Annotated in this window: 13 protein-coding genes; 6 read left to right on the top strand and 7 right to left on the bottom strand. The window is 38.6% G+C overall.

Features of this window, described 5'->3' with window-relative positions; all coding sequences use genetic code 11:
- Positions 1-39: 39 nt before the first annotated feature.
- Entirely contained in the window at positions 40-366 is a 327-nt protein-coding gene (locus tag E1140_RS17675; protein ID WP_155187083.1) for a PadR family transcriptional regulator, read from the top strand.
- On the top strand, positions 363-2,930 hold the full coding sequence (locus tag E1140_RS17670) for an ABC transporter permease (protein WP_155187080.1): 2,568 nt from the start codon (positions 363-365) through the stop codon (positions 2,928-2,930). The genes E1140_RS17675 and E1140_RS17670 overlap by 4 nt, the downstream gene beginning before the upstream one ends.
- Before the next feature lie 5 nt (positions 2,931-2,935).
- Here E1140_RS17670 and E1140_RS17665 read toward each other — a convergent pair whose 3' ends face one another.
- Positions 2,936-3,454, bottom strand: a complete 519-nt coding sequence (locus E1140_RS17665) for a hypothetical protein (RefSeq protein WP_155187077.1) — start codon at positions 3,452-3,454, stop codon at positions 2,936-2,938.
- Between the two features lie 142 nt (positions 3,455-3,596).
- Between E1140_RS17665 and E1140_RS17660 the strand changes: the two genes are divergently transcribed.
- Both E1140_RS17660 and E1140_RS17655 read left to right on the top strand, forming a co-directional pair.
- A complete protein-coding gene (locus tag E1140_RS17660; protein ID WP_155187074.1) occupies positions 3,597-4,340 on the top strand; it encodes a ZIP family metal transporter in 744 nt (247 codons plus the stop codon).
- 550 nt (positions 4,341-4,890) lie between these two features.
- The gene (locus tag E1140_RS17655) at positions 4,891-6,600 is read left to right on the top strand and encodes a phytochrome family protein (RefSeq protein WP_155187071.1); all 1,710 of its coding nucleotides are present in this window, start codon (positions 4,891-4,893) and stop codon (positions 6,598-6,600) included.
- Positions 6,601-6,688: 88 nt separating this feature from the next.
- On the opposite strand, the gene E1140_RS17650 is transcribed toward E1140_RS17655, so the two are convergent.
- Positions 6,689-7,438, bottom strand: coding sequence for an NUDIX hydrolase (locus E1140_RS17650; RefSeq protein WP_155187068.1), 750 nt, complete (start codon positions 7,436-7,438; stop codon positions 6,689-6,691).
- Between the two features lie 75 nt (positions 7,439-7,513).
- Between E1140_RS17650 and E1140_RS17645 the strand changes: the two genes are divergently transcribed.
- Positions 7,514-9,898, top strand: coding sequence for a beta-glucosidase family protein (locus E1140_RS17645; protein WP_246203009.1), 2,385 nt, complete (start codon positions 7,514-7,516; stop codon positions 9,896-9,898).
- A 497-nt stretch (positions 9,899-10,395) separates the two neighbouring features.
- Here the strand turns inward: E1140_RS17645 and E1140_RS17640 are convergent, their stop codons facing one another.
- The 3 genes from E1140_RS17640 to E1140_RS17630 all read right to left on the bottom strand — a co-directional run bounded on the left by E1140_RS17640 (position 10,396) and on the right by E1140_RS17630 (position 16,014).
- Positions 10,396-14,004 (bottom strand): ABC transporter permease/M1 family aminopeptidase, encoded by a 3,609-nt coding sequence (locus E1140_RS17640; RefSeq protein WP_155187065.1) that lies wholly within the window; start codon positions 14,002-14,004, stop codon positions 10,396-10,398.
- Positions 13,994-14,890 (bottom strand): ABC transporter ATP-binding protein, encoded by an 897-nt coding sequence (locus E1140_RS17635; RefSeq protein ID WP_155187062.1) that lies wholly within the window; start codon positions 14,888-14,890, stop codon positions 13,994-13,996. Before E1140_RS17635 ends, E1140_RS17640 begins: the two co-directional genes overlap by 11 nt.
- Before the next feature lie 164 nt (positions 14,891-15,054).
- Positions 15,055-16,014 carry a c-type cytochrome gene (locus E1140_RS17630; protein ID WP_155187059.1) on the bottom strand — a complete coding sequence of 320 codons (960 nt, stop codon included), beginning with the start codon at positions 16,012-16,014 and terminating at the stop codon, positions 15,055-15,057.
- A 186-nt stretch (positions 16,015-16,200) separates the two neighbouring features.
- On the opposite strand from E1140_RS17630, the gene acs reads away from it, so the two are divergent.
- Entirely contained in the window at positions 16,201-18,099 is a 1,899-nt protein-coding gene (gene acs / locus E1140_RS17625; RefSeq protein ID WP_155187057.1) for an acetate--CoA ligase, read from the top strand.
- Positions 18,100-18,208: 109 nt separating this feature from the next.
- On the opposite strand, the gene E1140_RS17620 is transcribed toward acs, so the two are convergent.
- Positions 18,209-18,676, bottom strand: coding sequence for a hypothetical protein (locus E1140_RS17620; RefSeq protein ID WP_155187054.1), 468 nt, complete (start codon positions 18,674-18,676; stop codon positions 18,209-18,211).
- Positions 18,677-18,796: 120 nt separating this feature from the next.
- A complete protein-coding gene (locus tag E1140_RS17615) occupies positions 18,797-19,255 on the bottom strand; it encodes a hypothetical protein (RefSeq protein WP_221412717.1) in 459 nt (152 codons plus the stop codon).
- Positions 19,256-19,320 lie beyond the last annotated feature (65 nt).

Here is a 19,320-nt window from a genome sequence, read left to right as displayed (position 1 = left end):
TTATATTCACGTTTGTTAAGTAAATAAAATATCAGGTCTATGAAACCACCATCATTAGGGGAATTTGAAGAACTTGTCCTGCTTATGGTTGCCGCTCTACATGACGAAGCATATGGAGTAGCCATCCTCGAAAGCCTCGAAACCAAACTGGATAAAAAAGTAAATATCAGTGCCATCCATGTGGCTCTTAAACGCATGGAAGAAAAAGGCTTTGTCAAATCGCGCTTTGGAGGCATCACCTCTGATCGTGGTGGGCGAAGAAAAAAATTCTATGTGATCACAGCATTTGGCAAACAAGCCCTTGATCAGCAATACTCCATCAGAACTGAAATTTATCAGCAAATACCTGAAATCTCATTTAATTGAGACCAGATCCCCCACATAGAGCCATAAAATTTCTACGTTGGTTTTGCAGAGAAGATTTCATTGAAGAAGTGGAAGGCGACCTTGTTGAAATCTTCGAGATGCAGTATGAAGTGTCTCCTCAAAAAGCCAGAAGAAAATTCTATTGGAGTGTCCTGAAATATTTCAGGCCCGAATTTTTAAAAATGTTCTCAAGTCAAAACTCAAACTTTTTAACCATGCAACGACACAATTTAAAACTCACGATCAGAAGCTTTCTGAAATACCGATCACAATTTCTGATCAACCTCATCGGTTTGTCAACCGCCATAGCTGCTGTGCTATTCATCTACCTTTGGGTAAATGATGAGCTTGAGATGGATAAATTCCATCAAAAAGACGAACAGCTATTTCAAATCTATTCTAACCATTCAGATGCCAGCGGGATCTCTACATGGCGAGGCGTGCCCGGCTTACTGAAAGATGAATTAGTGACAGTGTCGGAAATAGAAACCTCCACCGTTTTCACCGATACACATGAGTTTACACTCTCCAGCAACGATTCTTACTTCAGAGCAGAAGGCAAATTTGCTGATTCATCATTCTTTGATATTTTTTCCTACGAGCTATTTCCGAGTGGTGATAAGAATCCACTGAAAGATGAATCTGGTATTGTTATATCAGAAGCATTGGCGCTAAAGCTCTTCGGCTCTACTGACGTTATCGGCAAAAATATCACATGGCATTTCTGGGAAAAGCAGAAGGAGGTTTTTGTAAGAGGAGTAATGAAAGATACACCCAATGCTTCTTCAGATCAATTCGATTTTATCATGTCATGGGAGTTTTACCATAATATGATTGAGTACAAGCAGTGGGGTAATTATTATGCCAGAATAGTAGTGGCTTTGAACGACCCTAAAAACCAGCAGAACGCGGCCACTCAGATAGATAAAATCCTGAAGAAAAATCTGGAAAGTGATCGGGTGACGCTTTTTCTAAAAAAATACTCAGATCAATACCTTTACAACAATTATGAAAACGGAAAAGAAGCTGGCGGAAGAATAGAGTATGTGCGCTTGTTTTCAATTGTGGCATTTTTCATTCTATTTATAGCCTGCATCAATTTTATCAACCTTTCTACCGCAAAGGCCACTCAGAGAACCAAGGAGATCAGCGTAAAGAAAACATTAGGCGCCTCCCGACCTTCATTGATCAACCAGCACCTTACAGAGTCTGTCCTTATCAGTGTGGCGTCCATGTTTTTGGCACTTTGTTTAGTTTGGGTTTTTCTGCCACAGTTTAACCTGGTTTCTGGCAAGACACTAAGCTTTGACTTTACATGGGAGTTTGGTTTGGCTGCCTCTTCAGTTATTGTATTTGTAGGCTTAATAGCTGGCAGCTACCCCGCACTCTACTTATCTTCTTTTAACCCAATTGCGCTACTAAAAGGTAAGCTGTCCAAAGGTAAAGGTGAAGTTAGAGGAAGACAGGTATTGGTCGTTATTCAGTTTGCTTTATCCATCATTCTCATAGTTGCAGTTATTGTAGTTCAAGGACAGATGAGTTTTCTTCAAAACAAGAATTTAGGCTACGACCGTGATAACATTATATACTTTGAACGTGAAGGTAAAATACTTGAAAATTCAGAGACTGTAATAAACGAACTTAAACAAGTGAATGGTGTGGAAGGTGCGGCCCTTTCAGGATTTATAATAGGTGGCGGCAACTCTACCGGAGGTGTAGATTGGGAAGGCAAAACCGAAGAGGATCAGATACAATTTTGGGAAATAAAAGCCGGAATGGGCATGCTAGAGTTGATGGGAATGGAAATGGCTGCCGGCCGTGAGTTTACCGAAGAGTTCAGTGTTGATTCTGCGAGCGTGATAATTAATGAAACCGCTTTAGAAGCGATGGGCATGGAAGACCCTATCGGTAAAACCATAACCCATTATACAGGTGACAAAAAAATTGTTGGTGTAGTCAAGGACTTTAATCTAATATCACTTCACACCAAGATAGAGCCCATGATCATTCTTTATAATCCCAAGGAGACACATTTTGTGATTGCCAAACTGGAAAAAGGCAATGAGGCAAAGGCGATAGCTGGTATTGAAGAGGTTTACAAAGAAATCAACCCAGGATATGTGTTTAAGCCACAATTTCTGGATCAGGATTATGAGGCCTTGTACAAAGCAGAGCAGCGGGTGAGCAGTCTGGCCAAATATTTTTCAGGATTAGCCATTCTTATCTCCTGTCTTGGCTTGTTTGGATTGTCGGCATTTACGCTGGAGCGCAGAACCAAGGAAATCGGCATTAGAAAAGTACTGGGAGCCGGACAGTTTAGTATTTTGTACCTGCTTTCAGGTGATTTTACCAAAATGATATTGATAGGTATTATTATTTCCCTTCCTGTTAGCTATTACTTGGCAGATCAATGGCTCGCTAATTTTGCTTTCCATATACCGCTAAGCTGGTGGATATTTGTTGTTGCCGGATTAAGCGCCTTGTTTGTAGCCTGGCTAACGGTCAGTATTCAGACCATCAAAGCTGCTAATACTAATCCGGTGAATAGTTTGAAGGATGAATAACTGAATTAGCTCAACTGATAATAAACATAAAACAGAAGTATACCAGTTGCCGCTCCGGTGATGGCATATTTCTGTTTCTTTTTAGCAAATGAAGCACTTGCCTCAGCATGTGCAGATATCACGGAAATCAACAGTAGCAACTCCAGAAAACTATTAAACAAGTAAAGACCATACTCCCATGAGGTTGGATAATACTTCATTCCGGGTACGGTATAAAATAAGGAATAAAATAATAGCGATAACATCAAAGCGAATATCAGCAACTCGAATCTTCTTGATTTTGCTTCCCGCTGCTCCTGAGCCGCTTTCCGCATTTTAGATGACAATTTCGCAATCCTCACAAAGTGATAAATGCAGTATAAAAGAAATAGCCCTATTATTATCTGATACCACAAATGAACTTTAGTAGACCTAAACAACAAGTTGTACCTCGAAGAATGATCATAAAACATGAATATTGAAGTAATCAGAGAGCCGACTAGTCCGGCAGCAAGTAGATAGGAAAGTATTATTTTATTTTTCAAGATCAGATTACAGGCTAATAGTTACTCCAAAGTTGTCATTTTTAAATCAATAAAAATGTAAAATATCCTGCAACAATCGAATCTTGATAATGCTTAAATGCAACACTGTTGTATATTTGCCACTTCAAATTTCAGAGCCTACATGTTTTTCAGCATCAGCGTATTATTTTTATGTGCCATATTATCAGGTCTGTTGGTTTTTATTATTCCAGACCTTGACAAGAAAAACTATAAGCTTGCATTAGTCTTTGCAGGTTCATATCTATTTTCTATTACCATTATCCATATCATGCCTGAGCTGTTTTCTCAGGCTGAAAACCCCACAAGCATTGGGTTATATGTGCTGCTTGGTTTCTTCCTACAGCAAATTCTTGAGTATTTTACTTCGGGTGCTGAGCACGGCCATGTACACAAACATGAAGGCGATCATCGGCATGGTATTACAGCATCCATTATGGTATTAGGCGCCATGATTATTCATGCATTACTGGAGGGCAGCCTGCTGGCACACCCTAGTGTCATTCATGCACATCACGATGCGAACAGCCTTTTGGTTGGCATTGTATTACACAAAGCTCCAGCTGCTTTCGCTTTGATGTCAATTATCGTATGCCAGTTGAAAAACAACAAACTTGCCATAGTTTATCTTCTGCTTTTTGCTCTGGCTTCACCTGTTGGAATGCTAATAGGTGATTTTTATGTAGAAAACAGTGCTTTACCTGATGAGGTGTTTACCATCTTATTCGCCATTGTAAGTGGTAATTTTTTACACATCTCAACAACCATAGTTTTCGAAACCAGTGAAAACCATCATTTCAATGCCAGAAAACTTATTGTAGCTGTATTTGGTGCTTTGATTGCCGTTGGTGCCGAATATTGGATGTAGCAAAGGCTATCAGTTTTGAATTGAAAGCACCTTGAACTCCACTCTTCTGTTTTTTTCTCCATTTGTATCAGAGCTGTTTTCCACCATCGGTGTCGTTTCACAATAACCACTGCGTTTTTTATTTCCTCAAATGCATCATCAACATGTCTTAGGGAGAAGATGCAGAAACTAATGCTAAGTCAATGACATAGAGGACTTAAGAAGTATCATTCAAAAAAATAATATATTTACTGAGAGATATATCCAACCAAGTATGACAATGTGTAAAATAACCTGGAAAAGGAAATAGAGGCTTTGCTAGTTATTATGGAGCAGGAAATATTATTGCTCAAACTTGTGGATTATCATTATTGAATGTAAGGCTAAATAAAATTATTAAAGTTAAAAAAGCAATGAGTTGGAGTATGGGATTTGGGAAATTGGAAACTGGTAAAATTTCCTATCCCATTGGCTATGCGAACCAACAAAAAACAGATATAACTGGATCGGCTGCCAATTTCAGTCACACTAAATTACGAACCTCACAAAGATCGCTATGACTCCTTACGCCATGAAAGGCACGTTAATACTATTGGCTATTACAATTTGCGAGTCAATCGCACAAATTAAGCCTGCTCAACCTGGAGATTTTATAAACAGAATTGACACAATAATTAATTATATAGAATCGAACAAAATTAGTGAGGAAGTATTAAATACGATTTTGAGCGAAAACAATCTGAAAAGTACTGGTTATGACCATCTCATTACTGGCTCATTTCTAACAGCGAGTGGTGATTCAGACGGTCTGTCTCATTTGGAAACAGCTGAAGACATGGCGCGGGCTAAATCAGACAGTCTTCTACTCATTAAAACTTTGATACAGAAAGGGGTTCTATACAGTAAACCCTTTTATCGCAATAATGATTCTTCACGAAGTTACTTTAACAAAGCACTAGACTTGTCAATTGACTTTCAGTACGACAAAGGGATAACCGATAGCTATGAATTTCTTGCTTTTCTGGCAATGAGAGAGGGAGCATTTTTTATTGCTCTTGAGTATTTACATTCATTGCAGCGTTATATTGATGATAGCGATAATGTTAGTTATGACAGGGGTGCACTATTGAATAACACAGGCCATGTTTATATGAAGCTAAATCTTCCTAATGAAGCCCTTAAGTTATTTATAGAAGACTATCAGTTATCAAAAGTCGCTGGTGAAGTTGATGACCAGATAATAAGCCTTATCAATCAAGCAGATGCTAACTTGCAGCTGGAGAATAATACATTATCCCTTGAATTATTGAAACAAGCTGAAAACCTGTTTCCATTAATTGCTGATGCTCCTAAACAACTTACAAGCATCGAGATTCCCTACTACGAAATTCTTGGAAGATCTAAAGCCGCAAACCACAATTACACTGAAGCGATTGCTGATTTCAACACTTCATTGGAAAAAAGTGATTTCAAGAACCCTAAAGGAAATATTGGAAATCGAATAAGATGTTTTATCGGGATATCAGAAGCCTATCTGCAAATGCAGGATACACTGAAAGCGCATCAAGTATTATTGAGAGGGGAAAAACTGGACAAGGAGTTGAAGGTGGCCTTACTCACCAAAGCTGTTCTATACAAGCATTTAGCACAATCATACAATCGCATAAATGATTACCATAATGCAACTATATTTTACGAGAATTACTTGAGCTTGCACAAACAAATATATGATCAACAATTGACTGTAGACTATGTATTTAGGGATATAAACCAACGGCTTAGTCAAACTCAGATGGAAAAAAAATTAGCTTTGGAGGAGGCCAAGATTGAAAAACAACAAAAATTTATTTGGGTTCTAATAGGGCTATTTTCAATTATTGTTACGATTCTAATGCTCATTCAGTATAAAAAAACGAAAATCTACTCACAAGAAATATCAAACAAAAATCAGCTATTACAAACGCAATATGAGTTACTGGAAAAGAATGCAAATGTGCTAGCTGAAACAAATAGAAAAATAACCTTGCTAAATAAAGATTTGGAGTTAAAAGCAGAGCAAGATTCGCTGACCATAAAAGATAAAAATGAAGTGATAGATACATATGCTTTTATGAATGCCCACAAATTGCGGTCACCTGTCGCATCAATTAAGGGAATTGTCAATATCTATTCTCATGTACCAGAACAAGAGCAAAAGGAACTCATAAACTATCTGGAAAAAGAAATTGACAGGCTGGATGATGTCGTTAGAGGAATTCAGACATACCTTAATAATAATTAAAATATCTTAAAAAAGTCTAATTTTTACAACATAGACTGAAGCCATATTTGAGGGTTTGATTCTCATAATTGCATAGTATTGGATGTAATTACCAGCTCTGAGATAGCCCTCCTTGTATGGCTTTCTGGTATTTCTTAACATCAAATTTATAGAGGTTGGGTGATTTATGCGCAACTCCGGTTCTCCTTTTATCGGTATTGATCAGAATTTCATAACCAAGCATTTTTCGCCTAAAATTTCTCCGATCTAAGGGCTTCTCAAGTATGGTCTCGTACAAAGCCTGTAGCTCAGGCATAGTAAATTCTTGAGGGAGGAGGTTTATACCAATAGGCTGATAATTCAACTCCTTTTTAAGCGTTTCATGAGCCTTTTTCAAAATATCCAGATGGTCATGCATCATCTCCGGAAGTTCGTTAATAGAACACCAATCGCACCGCTCCGAAATATCATCAACTGTTGGCTGCTTAACTTTTGAATATTCGACAAGTGCATAATAGCCCACAGTAATAAATCGCTTCCTGAACCAAGAAACATTATCTGATGATATAAGGCCCTGTGCCTCCAAAGAGTCAAGGTGTTCTGTAGATGTTCTACCCACATTACCGAATAAATAAAACTGACGCAAAAAAATATCGGTTAACCCTGTCCGTGACTCAAGCACTCGATTTGCCTCCTCATCCACTCCATGATCTTTACCAACAAACCCTCCAGGCAAAGCCCAAAAATCGAGGTTCTTCATTTTGAGTAGCAGCACCTTTAGCTCATTATTATGAAACCCGAAAATCACACAATCAACTGATAAGCCTGGCTGAAAACTGTCTGTTTTAAAATCGATCATCACCACTAATTAATAACAAAGTTGTTAAAAAAAATAAATTATTTATCTTAGTGTCATTAAGACACATTGAAAATTATGAAAACTAAAAACTATCTGGGTCTAAGCTTGCTCATTTTGGCAGCCTGCACTAAGAGTGAATCGCCTGTTGCCTTCAAAGATTTGAATGGCAACGGAACAATGGAAATTTATGAGGACAGCAACGCCTCTTTAGGTGAGCGACTGGATGACTTAATGCCCCGCCTTACCCTTGAAGACAAGGTAAACCTTGTTGTGGGCACAGGAATGGCCATACCTGGAATGACAGAGGCTGAGGTTGCTCCTAAAGTACCTGGACAAGCTGGAAGCACTTACCCTTTAGATTCGCTGGGAATCCCTGGAATAGTATTGGCCGATGGACCTGCAGGTTTGAGAATCCAGCCTACTCGAGATTCTACAGATACAAATACTTACTACTGCACGGCTTTTCCTATTGCCACCGTGTTGGCCTCAAGCTGGGATGTTAATCTGGCTGAAAAAGTTGGAAAGGCTATGGGCCATGAGGTCAAAGAATATGGTGTAGATGTGCTATTGGCACCGGCTATGAACATCCACCGAAACCCTTTGGCTGGCAGAAATTTCGAATACTATTCTGAAGATCCATTGTTAAGTGGGTACATGGCCGCTGCTGTGGTTAATGGCATTGAGTCTAATGGAGTTGGAACCTCAATCAAGCATTTTGTAGCCAACAATTCAGAAACGAGCCGAATGTCACTAAACACAATTGTTAGTGAAAGAGCCCTTAGAGAAATTTACCTAAGAGGTTTTGAAATAGCGATCAAGTCCTCTGACCCATGGACAGTAATGAGTTCCTACAATTCTATCAACGGCACTACAGCTTCAGAAAATAAGGACTTGTTAACAACAGTGCTTAGAGATGAGTGGGGGTTTAAAGGTTTTGTAATGACCGACTGGTTTGCAGGGTTAAATCCGGTTGCACAGATGCAAGCTGGTAATGACGTAATTATGCCTGGTGCTCCGCAGCAAAAAGAGATCTTAATTAATGCCGTAAAAAGTGGCGCTCTAGATGAAAAAGTTCTTGACACTAACGCCAGAAGGATTTTATCCATAGTATTTCAATCGCCTTCCTTTGAAGGGTACGAATATTCTGACAAGCCAGACCTTAAAGGCAATGCTGCTGTAGCCCGACAAGCTGCTTCTGAAGGTATAATTCTTCTTAAAAATGATGGTGCGCTGCCATTAGCTTCAGAAGCTAAGAAAATTGCTGCCTTTGGTAATGGTTCCTATGAGTTTATAGCTGGAGGCACCGGTAGTGGAGATGTTAATGAGGCTTACACAGTATCATTAGTAGAAGGATTAGCCAATACTAACCTTCCTGTTGCAGCTGATTTAAAAGAGACTTACGAAACTTATATGGCAACAGAAAAAGCCAAACAACCAGAAAAGAAATTCTTTTTTGAACTGCTCCCTCCGATTGCCGAGAGGCCTGTTGATGCGGCTGAGGCTAAAGCACAAGCCAAAGCCACAGACATTGCTTTTATAACAATTGGAAGAAACTCAGGAGAATTTCAAGACCGCAAGACTGAAGGTGATTTTTACCTGTCTGCTGCCGAAAAGAAAATGATCAATACTGTAGCCGATGCTTATCATGCGGAAGGTAAAAAAGTAGTAATGATTTTGAACATTGGTAATGTGATAGAAACGGCCAGCTGGAGAGATAAAGTTGACGCCATTGTATTGGCATGGCAAGGTGGGCAGGAAGCGGGTAATGCACTTGCCGATGTATTGGTTGGAAAAGTTACTCCTTCAGGCAAACTGGCAACTACATTCACAATGAATTATGATGATGTGCCTAGCGCCAAAACTTTCCCAGGAGAAGTTATTCCTGATGCAGAAGAGGTCAAAATGGGAGGCTTTTCAAGAGGTAAGCCAATGAAGATATCATATGAAGATGGCATTTATGTTGGTTACAGATACTACAACACCTTTGACAAAACAGTAGCATATCCGTTTGGTTATGGATTGTCATACACAACATTCGGTTATGATGGTTTAAGCTTAAGCAGTGATAAATTTGATAATGAACTTACTGCCAAAGTTAATATTACCAATACAGGCAGCTCTGCCGGCAAAGAAGTGGTTCAGCTTTATGTATCTGCTCCAGGAGAGACTTTAGACAAGCCACAATTAGAATTAAAAGGTTTTGCTAAAACGGGGTTACTTGAAGCTGGCACCAGTGAAAAAATTTCTATCACTTTTGACGCTAAGTCAATTGCATCATTTGATACTGACAGATCTGTTTGGGTAGTTGAGCCCGGTACTTATACGGTGAAAATTGGTGCCTCAAGTAGCGATATTAAAGGAGAGGCTTCTTTCACTGTTGACACTGAAATTATAGTTGAAAAAGTGAATAAAGTTTTATCGCCAGCAGAACCAATTGAAGAATTAACATCAGTCAAATAATATGGCTGGTGCAAAGATTACACTTAACTATCTATCTTATAGTTGTTTCGATTGTGCCTGTTTGGGCACAGTCGGAAAACTATATTTTGGCAAACAAGACATAAACCTTTTTTGATGAGGTTTTAAGACTACCATTTGGTTTTGGTTTACAGCGAAAAGGCGGGTTCGGTTATGGCCCGCTTTTTTAATTTTGCTTGAATAAAATTTGGCTAATTAGAAATGAGTTCACTACATTTACAACTAGTTGGCTATTAGGAAGTAATGTAAATATTAAACCGCAAATCACTGTGAAAACAGTTTGCCAACACCAAAAAAATCTATCTGCCCTGAGCTCTACTTTACCAGGGATTTCAACAAGTTTCAGAAATATTAAATCGCATATATGGCTCAGTGCCATTTGCGGAAATTCAGCATAATAAAGCTGCAAGAATGTAGGTTGGCTTTTAAAATGTCATTCGGGAATCAATACTGATAACCGAATGACATTATTTTTTATATCAGGATGATTCTTTTTCAGTTACCTTCTTAATATTATCCTCAGGATTTCTATCAATCAGTTTATTGATTGGATCAATACCAGCTTTAGTTGGCTTTTCATCCACCTCAATTTTGAAGGTCATATCTTCCTCGTCAATCAAATGCTTTTTCAAATAAAGAAGCTTGTCTTTACCATCTTCATCTTCTCCATAAACACCTATATCTATCCAGTAATTATTAGGTACTGCCGTCTCAGAACCCAGGCTATCAGCCTCTAATTTTTTGGAATTAATGGCCAGCTCCACTTCCCATTTATTATCCCCGACTGATGCATAAGTTGAAGTTTCAACCTTATTCTCGAACAGGATGATTTTATCAAACAAATCAGTCACCAGATATTGCATGCTATCAGGTGTTACTGCTCTCAAATAACCCATTAAATCTATAGTTGTAGGATATCTCTCTTTCTCAACAAAGATATTCCAGTCTCTTACAAACCTCTTCAGTGCCATATTAACACTGTCTTCTCCAATATAATCCTGAAGGGCAAACATGTTAACGGCACCTTTGCCATAGTGAATATAGTTTTGAGATTCTACCAAAGTCACAGGCATTTCTTTTTTCTGCTCATTGGCTCTTCCTGAGAGGTAGCGATTCATTTCCTCTTTCAAAAATTCCTGCATGTTTTCCATAGAGTATTCATTCTTCATCACCATCAGTGCAGAATACTGAGAAAGTGTCTCAGAAAGCATAGCTGCACCGCGCACATTAGCTGGTATTAGCTGATGACCCCACCACTGGTGAGCCAGCTCATGGGACGTAACGTAGTAGGCTATATCCACATCATCCTCATCTTTGATCTCAACCACAAAGCCTATTCCTTCTGAGAAAGGCACCGTATTAGCAAATGATTGAGCGAAAGATGAATATCTCGGGAATTCCAAAATTCTCATTTGAGAAAACTGATAGGGAGAAAACTCTTTGGAGAAATAAGTGAATGAGTTTTTCATTGATCTCATCATGCGTTCCAGATTGTACTCATGTCCTTTGTTATAATAAATTTCCAGGGCAACATCTTTGGAGGTACTATCCATATTGATGGTCATCTTATCACGAACAACTTCATACTCTGCAGAAATAACACTGTAGAAATTGGCCATTTTCTGATCCATCTTATAATGGAAATATTTACGGCCATTTTCTTCCCACTCTTTTTGAAGATACCCAGGAGCAACTGCAATCTGCTCTGGATCAGTACTAATAACTATTTCAAATTGGATGCCATCAGAATCATCACCAAAAAAGTCATTAGCTAACCCTCTTGGGTCATCTCTTTCCATTGACCGCTCCTTTGGTTTCAAGTCATGATCTTTACGGTCATCATCTGTAAAGAGTTCAAAACCCTCATTGTAACCCAAACTTGGAAATTGCTGACTGTTAAAAAAGGTACCGTTGTAAACTACACTATTATTTTGATTGCTTGTTACAAAGCCCTTGGTTACAAAACGAGTCTTAAAATGCATTTTAAGTTGCTCGCCTGGGTTGAGTGGCTCTTCCAGTTTATAAATAGTGTATTTGAATTTTTCAAAATCTTCCTCTATGCCAGCAGATACAGAAAAATACAAGCTGTCTAATGTAATCTGACTACTAGGGTTTTGCTGTACATGGATTTTATCAATAGGCTCATCACTATCATTTCTTAATATATAAGTCCCTGAGGCATTATAATCTCGCTTTTTCGGATACAAATCAACCTTTAGGTTAACGTCAATAATCTTTGGCTGTGTGATAAATTCATACTGCTTCAGTGTCTTCTCATATTCGGCCTGATCATCTTCATTTTCATCAGAATTTTGATACGTATTCAACACATTGGTGTTATAATAAACAAAGCCCCCTGAGAATATAAAGACTATAACTGCCATTAATAGAAATGTTACCAATGGCTTAGTCAACCTGAGCTTGCCCACCTTAAATCTAATTTTCATAAGAGCTTCAGATCCTCTAACTGAGAACATAGTAGCCAATACAAAGAGTATCATAGCTAGTCCAAGCCAATAGACATTTAACCAACTAAAGCTCGTTACATAGTGTCCGTAGCCATTCATGTCAGAGTAAGGCCCAAGGTCAGTTTCTGCAAACTGAAACAAGCTGTGTTCTACTCCTAAAGTTGAAAGTACCGCAGAGGCAATGAAAAATAATATGATCACGGCATACCCAAGAAACTTGTTATTAACAATCACCTGAATGAAGAAGCACAGCAGTGTGTAAAGTATTAAGAAAAACAGTGTTTCTGTAAACAAGGTCTTAAAATAGACTGCAATATTATAATCGTAATATCCCTTAAAAGTCTGGATGAGCACCCCTGTAACTAAAAGTACCAGGAGCATGAAAATGAAAAGCATGATCATCCCGAAAAATTTGCCCAGCAGATTAACAAAATCCTTAACGGGCATGGCATCATAAATAAGATTAATCTTCACATCACGTTCTTTCCAGATAAGCTCACCAGAAAAAGACACCAATATGATAAGGAAGAATAAATTAAAGCCGCCTATCAGCTGTAAAATCTGATAGGTAGTTGGGTAAGTATTCATGCCAAAAACTCTACCCATGTAGAATGAATTGAGCACTAAAATAAAAATTCCAAAAAAGGTAATGGCTTTGAAAACAACACTGTTCAGTATGTCTTTACAATAAAACCATGAATTCTTCCATAGTTGCTGAAGCGTAACACTCATTGTAAATGATTGACTTACTTTAGGAATATCAACATCTGGAAACTTCTCTGTTTTCTGAACCTTTTGCTTAGGCTTAAACCAACTTGATTTAACCACATTGAAGCTAAAGGTGAAGTAGCCAATAATCAAAGTAATAAAACCAACGCTAACCCAGATTAATCGATTAATAAGCACCTTCCCCGAAAGAGGTATAACATTGGTATTTTGCTCTACTACAGTCCAGTATTGCGTTACATTGTTCATCGTACTTAAAGCAAAAGGATCTAAAATGGCCGCTAACGTACGATTATCAATTTCACTTGTAATAATTAAGGTGACTTGATACACAATGAACAAGGCTATCCATTGAAGGTAAACCACCACCATTTTTCGGCTTAAAGCCCCTGCTACAAAAAATAATGCCCCAGTAAAAAATAAGTTAGGAACGATAAAAGTCAGAAATGGCTGAATATAGTTCCAGGCATTAAAAGGAAGTAGTTTTTCTGCATCTCTCCAGGGCATAATCTCACCTAACATAAAGCCCAGCACTATACCGCTAAATACTAAAAGTAAAATGATAAATGAACCTATAAACCTACCCAGCAAATAATCGAGCTTTTTAATCGGGTTGGTAAAAATGATCGACTCCATTTTATGGTCAAAATCTCTTAATACCGCCACTCCCATAATAGCAGAAGAAATCATAACAAAAACCGCTGACAGGATACCCATCATTGAAGCAATAGTAACTGGTGCATTTTCCTTTACAAGTCCTGCTCCACCGCCAATACGCACTACATCTGTAGACATGGCCAAAAATGACATCAGAAACAGAATGCCAAAATAGATGTACGTGGCCGGTCGATTGGCCCTATACTTTAACTCAAACTTTAATATCTTAAACCACATCCGCTGCCTCCTCTTTTACTGCTGCATTAATTTGCGTAAAATAAACATCCTCCAAATGAGATTCTACATTGTCAAAAGAAGGGTCAGGTTGACCATCACTGAATACTCTTATTTCTGGCTTACCCGCAAACATTTTATCAGAAATAACGGTATACTGCTTTTTATAATCCTCCAACTCTCCTTTCTCTATTCTTTTACGCCAAATTTTCCCTTTTATAGCTTCTATTGACTGCTCTGGGTGACCTGTAAGAAGCACATTGCCTTGGTTGATGATAGCCATCTGAGTGCAAAGCTCCTTTACATCATCAACAATATGAGTAGACAAGATAACCACAGTATTCTCCCCGATTTCTGCTAATAAATTATGGAATCTATTCCTTTCAGCAGGGTCTAGTCCGGCAGTAGGCTCATCTACAATTATCAATTTAGGATCTGCCAATAGTGCCTGCGCAATACCAAACCGTTGCTTCATTCCACCAGAGAAGCCTCCTAGATTCTTTGTCCTGAATTTATAAAGATTAGTTTTTTGAAGTAATGCTTTCACAATCTCCTTACGCTCCTTTGCATTGGCAATACCCTTCAAAACGGCTAGATGATCCAATAAAGTTTCGGCATCAATCTTTGGATATACACCAAACTCCTGTGGGAGATAGCCTAAAACTTTTCGCACCTCATCTTTCTCGGTAAGTACATCTAAATCACCGAGTGTTATAGTTCCAGAATCAGGTTCTTGCAACGTAGCGATAGTTCGCATTAGACTTGACTTACCCGCTCCATTTGGGCCTAGCAAGCCAAACATCCCCTTGGGTATTGTAAGGTTGACATCGTTTAGTGCCTTTACTCCATTGGAATAGGTTTTAGAAAGGTTGGTTATTGTTAGTTCCATATTATTGATTGATTTTAAGCTGTTGAATTTTGACAAAATAACGATCAAACCAAAGGAATGTAGTGCCAAACGGTTTTTGTCAGGTAATAAGCGGGGTATTTACGTTAAAAAAAAGGGCTACTGATTAATCAATAGCCCTTAAAAAATATTAATAATTAACACTTTCAATCATAAACCACCCGCTCCACTTTGTTTTTAATGGGAGGAATAGTTTGCAGGTAGTCGTAAATAGCACCAGCCTCAGCATCGGTAAGCATAGTATATGGCATCATTGGATACGCTAGTGCAGACTCGCCTTCTTTAATACCAGAACGAACTGCTTTCACAAATTTCTCTTTTGTCCACAAGCCTATGCCCGTCTCCTGATCAGGGGTAAGATTAGGGGTGAGCATTACTTGACCTGCTCTGTTTAGAGGTTTATTACCTCCACCAAAATAACCAGGACTTTTCTCTGGATCCATGAAATCATTGGTTTTAAAATCAGCAGAATGGCAGGAGAAACACTCTAAGTTTATAGCCAAATATTTGCCCAACTCCACAGTATTGGAAGTATCAGGCATGTTGATCGTTGCTGTTGGGTAAGGCATCGGTTTAAAGGCAATATTACAAAGCAGCTTAGTAAGGAATGACGGCTCTACAGGCTTGTCAGGTGTTGGGTCTGCGACCACCATTCTGTCATCAGATTTGAGAAATGATATAATGGCATTAATATCTTCATCGGCCATTTTAGGAAGTTTGGCCATGTAGGGAGGAGCATATTGCCCATCTCTCTTTATTCCTGTGCGTAACAAATAGGCAATTTCGCTTGGTGTCCAGTCTCCAATACCATAAGTTTTATCCTGTGTAATATTGGCGGAATAAATTGTTCCAAACTCTGGTGGTGCCTCCATCATTTGCTGCCCCGTTAATTTTCCTGTTTCCTGATTTGCATGACAATTTGCGCAAATTACTGAGGCTAGTTTTCGGCCTCTCTCCACGGATTCAGGGGTACTCTTGAGCTCAAATGAAATCTGCTCTACTGGATAGGTGGGTATTCCCCTTACACTTATTATCGTTACACCTATTAAAATGATTATGATAACGACAGCTACTATCGCACCAGCAATTTTTAGTACTTTTTTCATAGTTAAACTTTGAATAAAAACAATATAGAAATAATTTTTAAAACTATCTATTGATTGTCAGGTACTTATGAAATTTATTGTTCGTCTATCAAAAAATAGACGCATCCAATACTTTGTTTATGGCTCATTGCTTAAATTAGACCGCAAACGATTTATATGTGTCAATTAGAGTTATTTAAATAAGCTATGAGCGATAAAATACAAACCCTTACAGGATACTTTCATGAATACGGAAAAAGCGTAACCAACCCTGAGGAGTTTTGGGCGAAGATTGCAGACTCCTTTCACTGGCAAAAACGCTGGGACAAGGTTGTGGAGTGGGATTTCAAAGGTCCGAATGTTAAATGGTTTGTTAATGCAAAACTCAATATCACTGAGAACATTTTTGAAAGAAATATGTACACACTAGGTGATAAACCTGCTATTATTTGGGAGCCTAATGACCCAAAGGAGCAAAATCAAATTATTACCTATAAGGAGCTTTTTCATAGAGTAAATCAGTTTGCAAATGCCATGAAAGCCCAGGGTGTTGGCAAAGGTGATAGGGTTATAATCTATATGCCGATGATACCTGAGGCTGCTGTGGCCATGTTGGCTTGTGCCAGAATTGGGGCCATCCACTCGGTGGTATTTGCAGGATTCTCATCAAGTGCTTTGGCAGACAGAATCAATGACTGCTCGGCCAAAATGGTACTGACCTCGGATGGCAACTTCCGAGGTGCCAAATCCATACCGGTAAAACCTGTGGTGGATGAAGCTTTGGAAAAAACCTCTACCGTTGAGAAAGTGATTGTCTATCAAAGAACGCATGAAAATGTGTCTATGAAGGGTGGCAGAGATATATGGTGGCATGATGCCATAGATGAAGTGCCTGATGTGTGTAAAGCAGAAGAGATGGATTCAGAAGACATGCTTTTTATACTTTACACTTCTGGTTCAACAGGCAAGCCTAAAGGTGTTGTCCATACTTGTGGTGGATACATGGTCTATACTAATTACTCCTTTGAAAATGTCTTTCAGTACAGCAAAGGTGATGTTTACTGGTGTACCGCAGATGTAGGTTGGATAACAGGCCACTCCTATATCGTTTATGGACCGTTACTGGCAGGAGCTACCACTGTAATGTTTGAAGGTGTACCTACTTTCCCTGATGCTGGCCGCTTCTGGAAAATTGTAGATAAATATAAGGTAAATCAGTTCTATACCGCGCCTACAGCCATAAGAGCTTTACAAGCATTTGGTACTGATCCAGTTTCACCATATAAATTAGATTCATTAAAAGTTATTGGTTCGGTAGGTGAGCCTATCAACGAAGAGGCATGGCACTGGTATCACTCGCATATTGGTAAGGGAAAATGCCCATTGGTTGACACCTGGTGGCAGACAGAAACTGGTGGTATTATGATATCTCCAATTGCCGGTATTACACCTACCAAACCTTCTTATGCTACCCTTCCGTTACCTGGTATTCAGCTGGTAATTGTTGATGGAGATGGTAAAGAGCTTCAAGGCAATAGTGTGGAAGGAAACCTGTGTATTAAATATCCATGGCCATCAATGCTCCGTACCACTTATGGTGACCATGAGCGCTGCAAACAGACTTATTTCTCTACTTTCAAAAATCTGTACTTTACCGGAGATGGTGTTAAACGCGATGAGGATGGCTACTATAGAATATTAGGAAGGGTTGATGATGTGATCAATGTTTCCGGACACAGAATGGGAACTGCCGAAGTAGAAAATGCTATCAACGAGCATCCTAAAGTGGTTGAGTCTGCCGTGGTAGGCTTCCCTCATGATATTAAAGGACAAGGCATTTATGCTTTTGTAATTTGCGATATGGAAGGTCGATCTGAAGAAAACCTTATAGCGGAAATAAAAGAAACAGTGAACAAGATCATTGGGCCAATTGCCCGTCCGGATCATATTCAGATAGTACCAGGGCTACCAAAAACAAGGTCTGGTAAAATCATGCGTAGAATATTGAGAAAGATAGCCTCTAAAGACACTGATAATATGGGTGATATCTCAACACTACTCAACCCTGAAGTGGTGGAAGCAATAAAAGAAGGAGCTAAGTTGTAAGGCTAGACTGGCATTAATATTTTACACAAAACTGGTTCAAGTGCCTCACTTGGACCTTTTTGTTTAATGTGCTTTTGAGCGATAGTATTGTGAGACTTAGTAGCACTCGTTATAAACAAGCGCTAGCTGAGTTATCTTCCGTATTCTTCCAGAGTTTTTTAAACCTTCTTTTATCAATCTCAATCAGGATAGCTCCATTTTTAGCTCTCACACCATAAATTTCATATGCTTCATCACTGGTGTGAAATTTAATCTCTTTAACATCTATCAAATAAAGTTTGACAGTTAGTTTATCCTTTTCTAACGGATGGTTATTGATCACAATAAGTGGATTCGAGCTAATTGAATGATCTCTAATAATAACCTGTGTATTTGTAGAATTATGATCATTTTTAACTTGGTGTTCCTCTAAAGAAGAAACTTTTGATTCATAACCTAATACTCCGTACAAATGCGTATTAATATAGGTACTGAGTAAAGTAGAGTCTGGTTTTTTGCTCCAGTTGTCATCACTGATTTGAGCAAAAAGCTTTGACGAGCTGGGCAACAATGTTAGAATTAGAATAATTATCCTCACTTTAAAATATAAATAAGTGGTTCCTTCTCCAAGGTCTGTGGTACACAGACCTCATCACATAACTTTGTTTTTACTAATTTAACTAAATGAACCTGTTAGACAAACCAAGGTATTCAAAGGCTAAAAAGCACACCCTGCAGGTAATGGCTCCACCTTTTCAACCCCCTCTGCAAAAGCATCCGGCCAGGGAGTAATTTGGAAGCCCGCATCAACAGAACCTTTCATTACTAATCCGCCATAACCTGTGTTGTTCATATGCGCCCGCACCCATACCTGTTGATTTTTGGCAATATTAACCGACCCTCCTGATCGGCTAAATGGCTGCTCATCTACATGACTGTGTGCCAGTATTCTCCTATAAATTAGCTCGCCATCTGAAGAAATAACTTCCCACCAATCCGCATATTGATCACACCCAGTGTCTGGACTTTTTAAGGTAACAGAAAATTGATATGCATTCTCATCTCCTCTCACTTCTACCTTTTTTACATCGGCAAATTCAGGCTCCTGAACTTCATCATTTATTGAAGAACAGCTACATATAATAATTAATAATATCTGAAAAATCATATACTTCATTTTTTGCTTTTAAAACGATTGCTAGTCATCTCAAGTTAATAATTCCCCTTTTTACTAAAAACTAA

Source organism: Fulvivirga lutimaris (genome assembly GCF_009711525.1).
Lineage (GTDB): Bacteria > Bacteroidota > Bacteroidia > Cytophagales > Cyclobacteriaceae > Fulvivirga > Fulvivirga lutimaris.
This window is presented reverse-complemented; position numbering and strand designations above follow the sequence as displayed.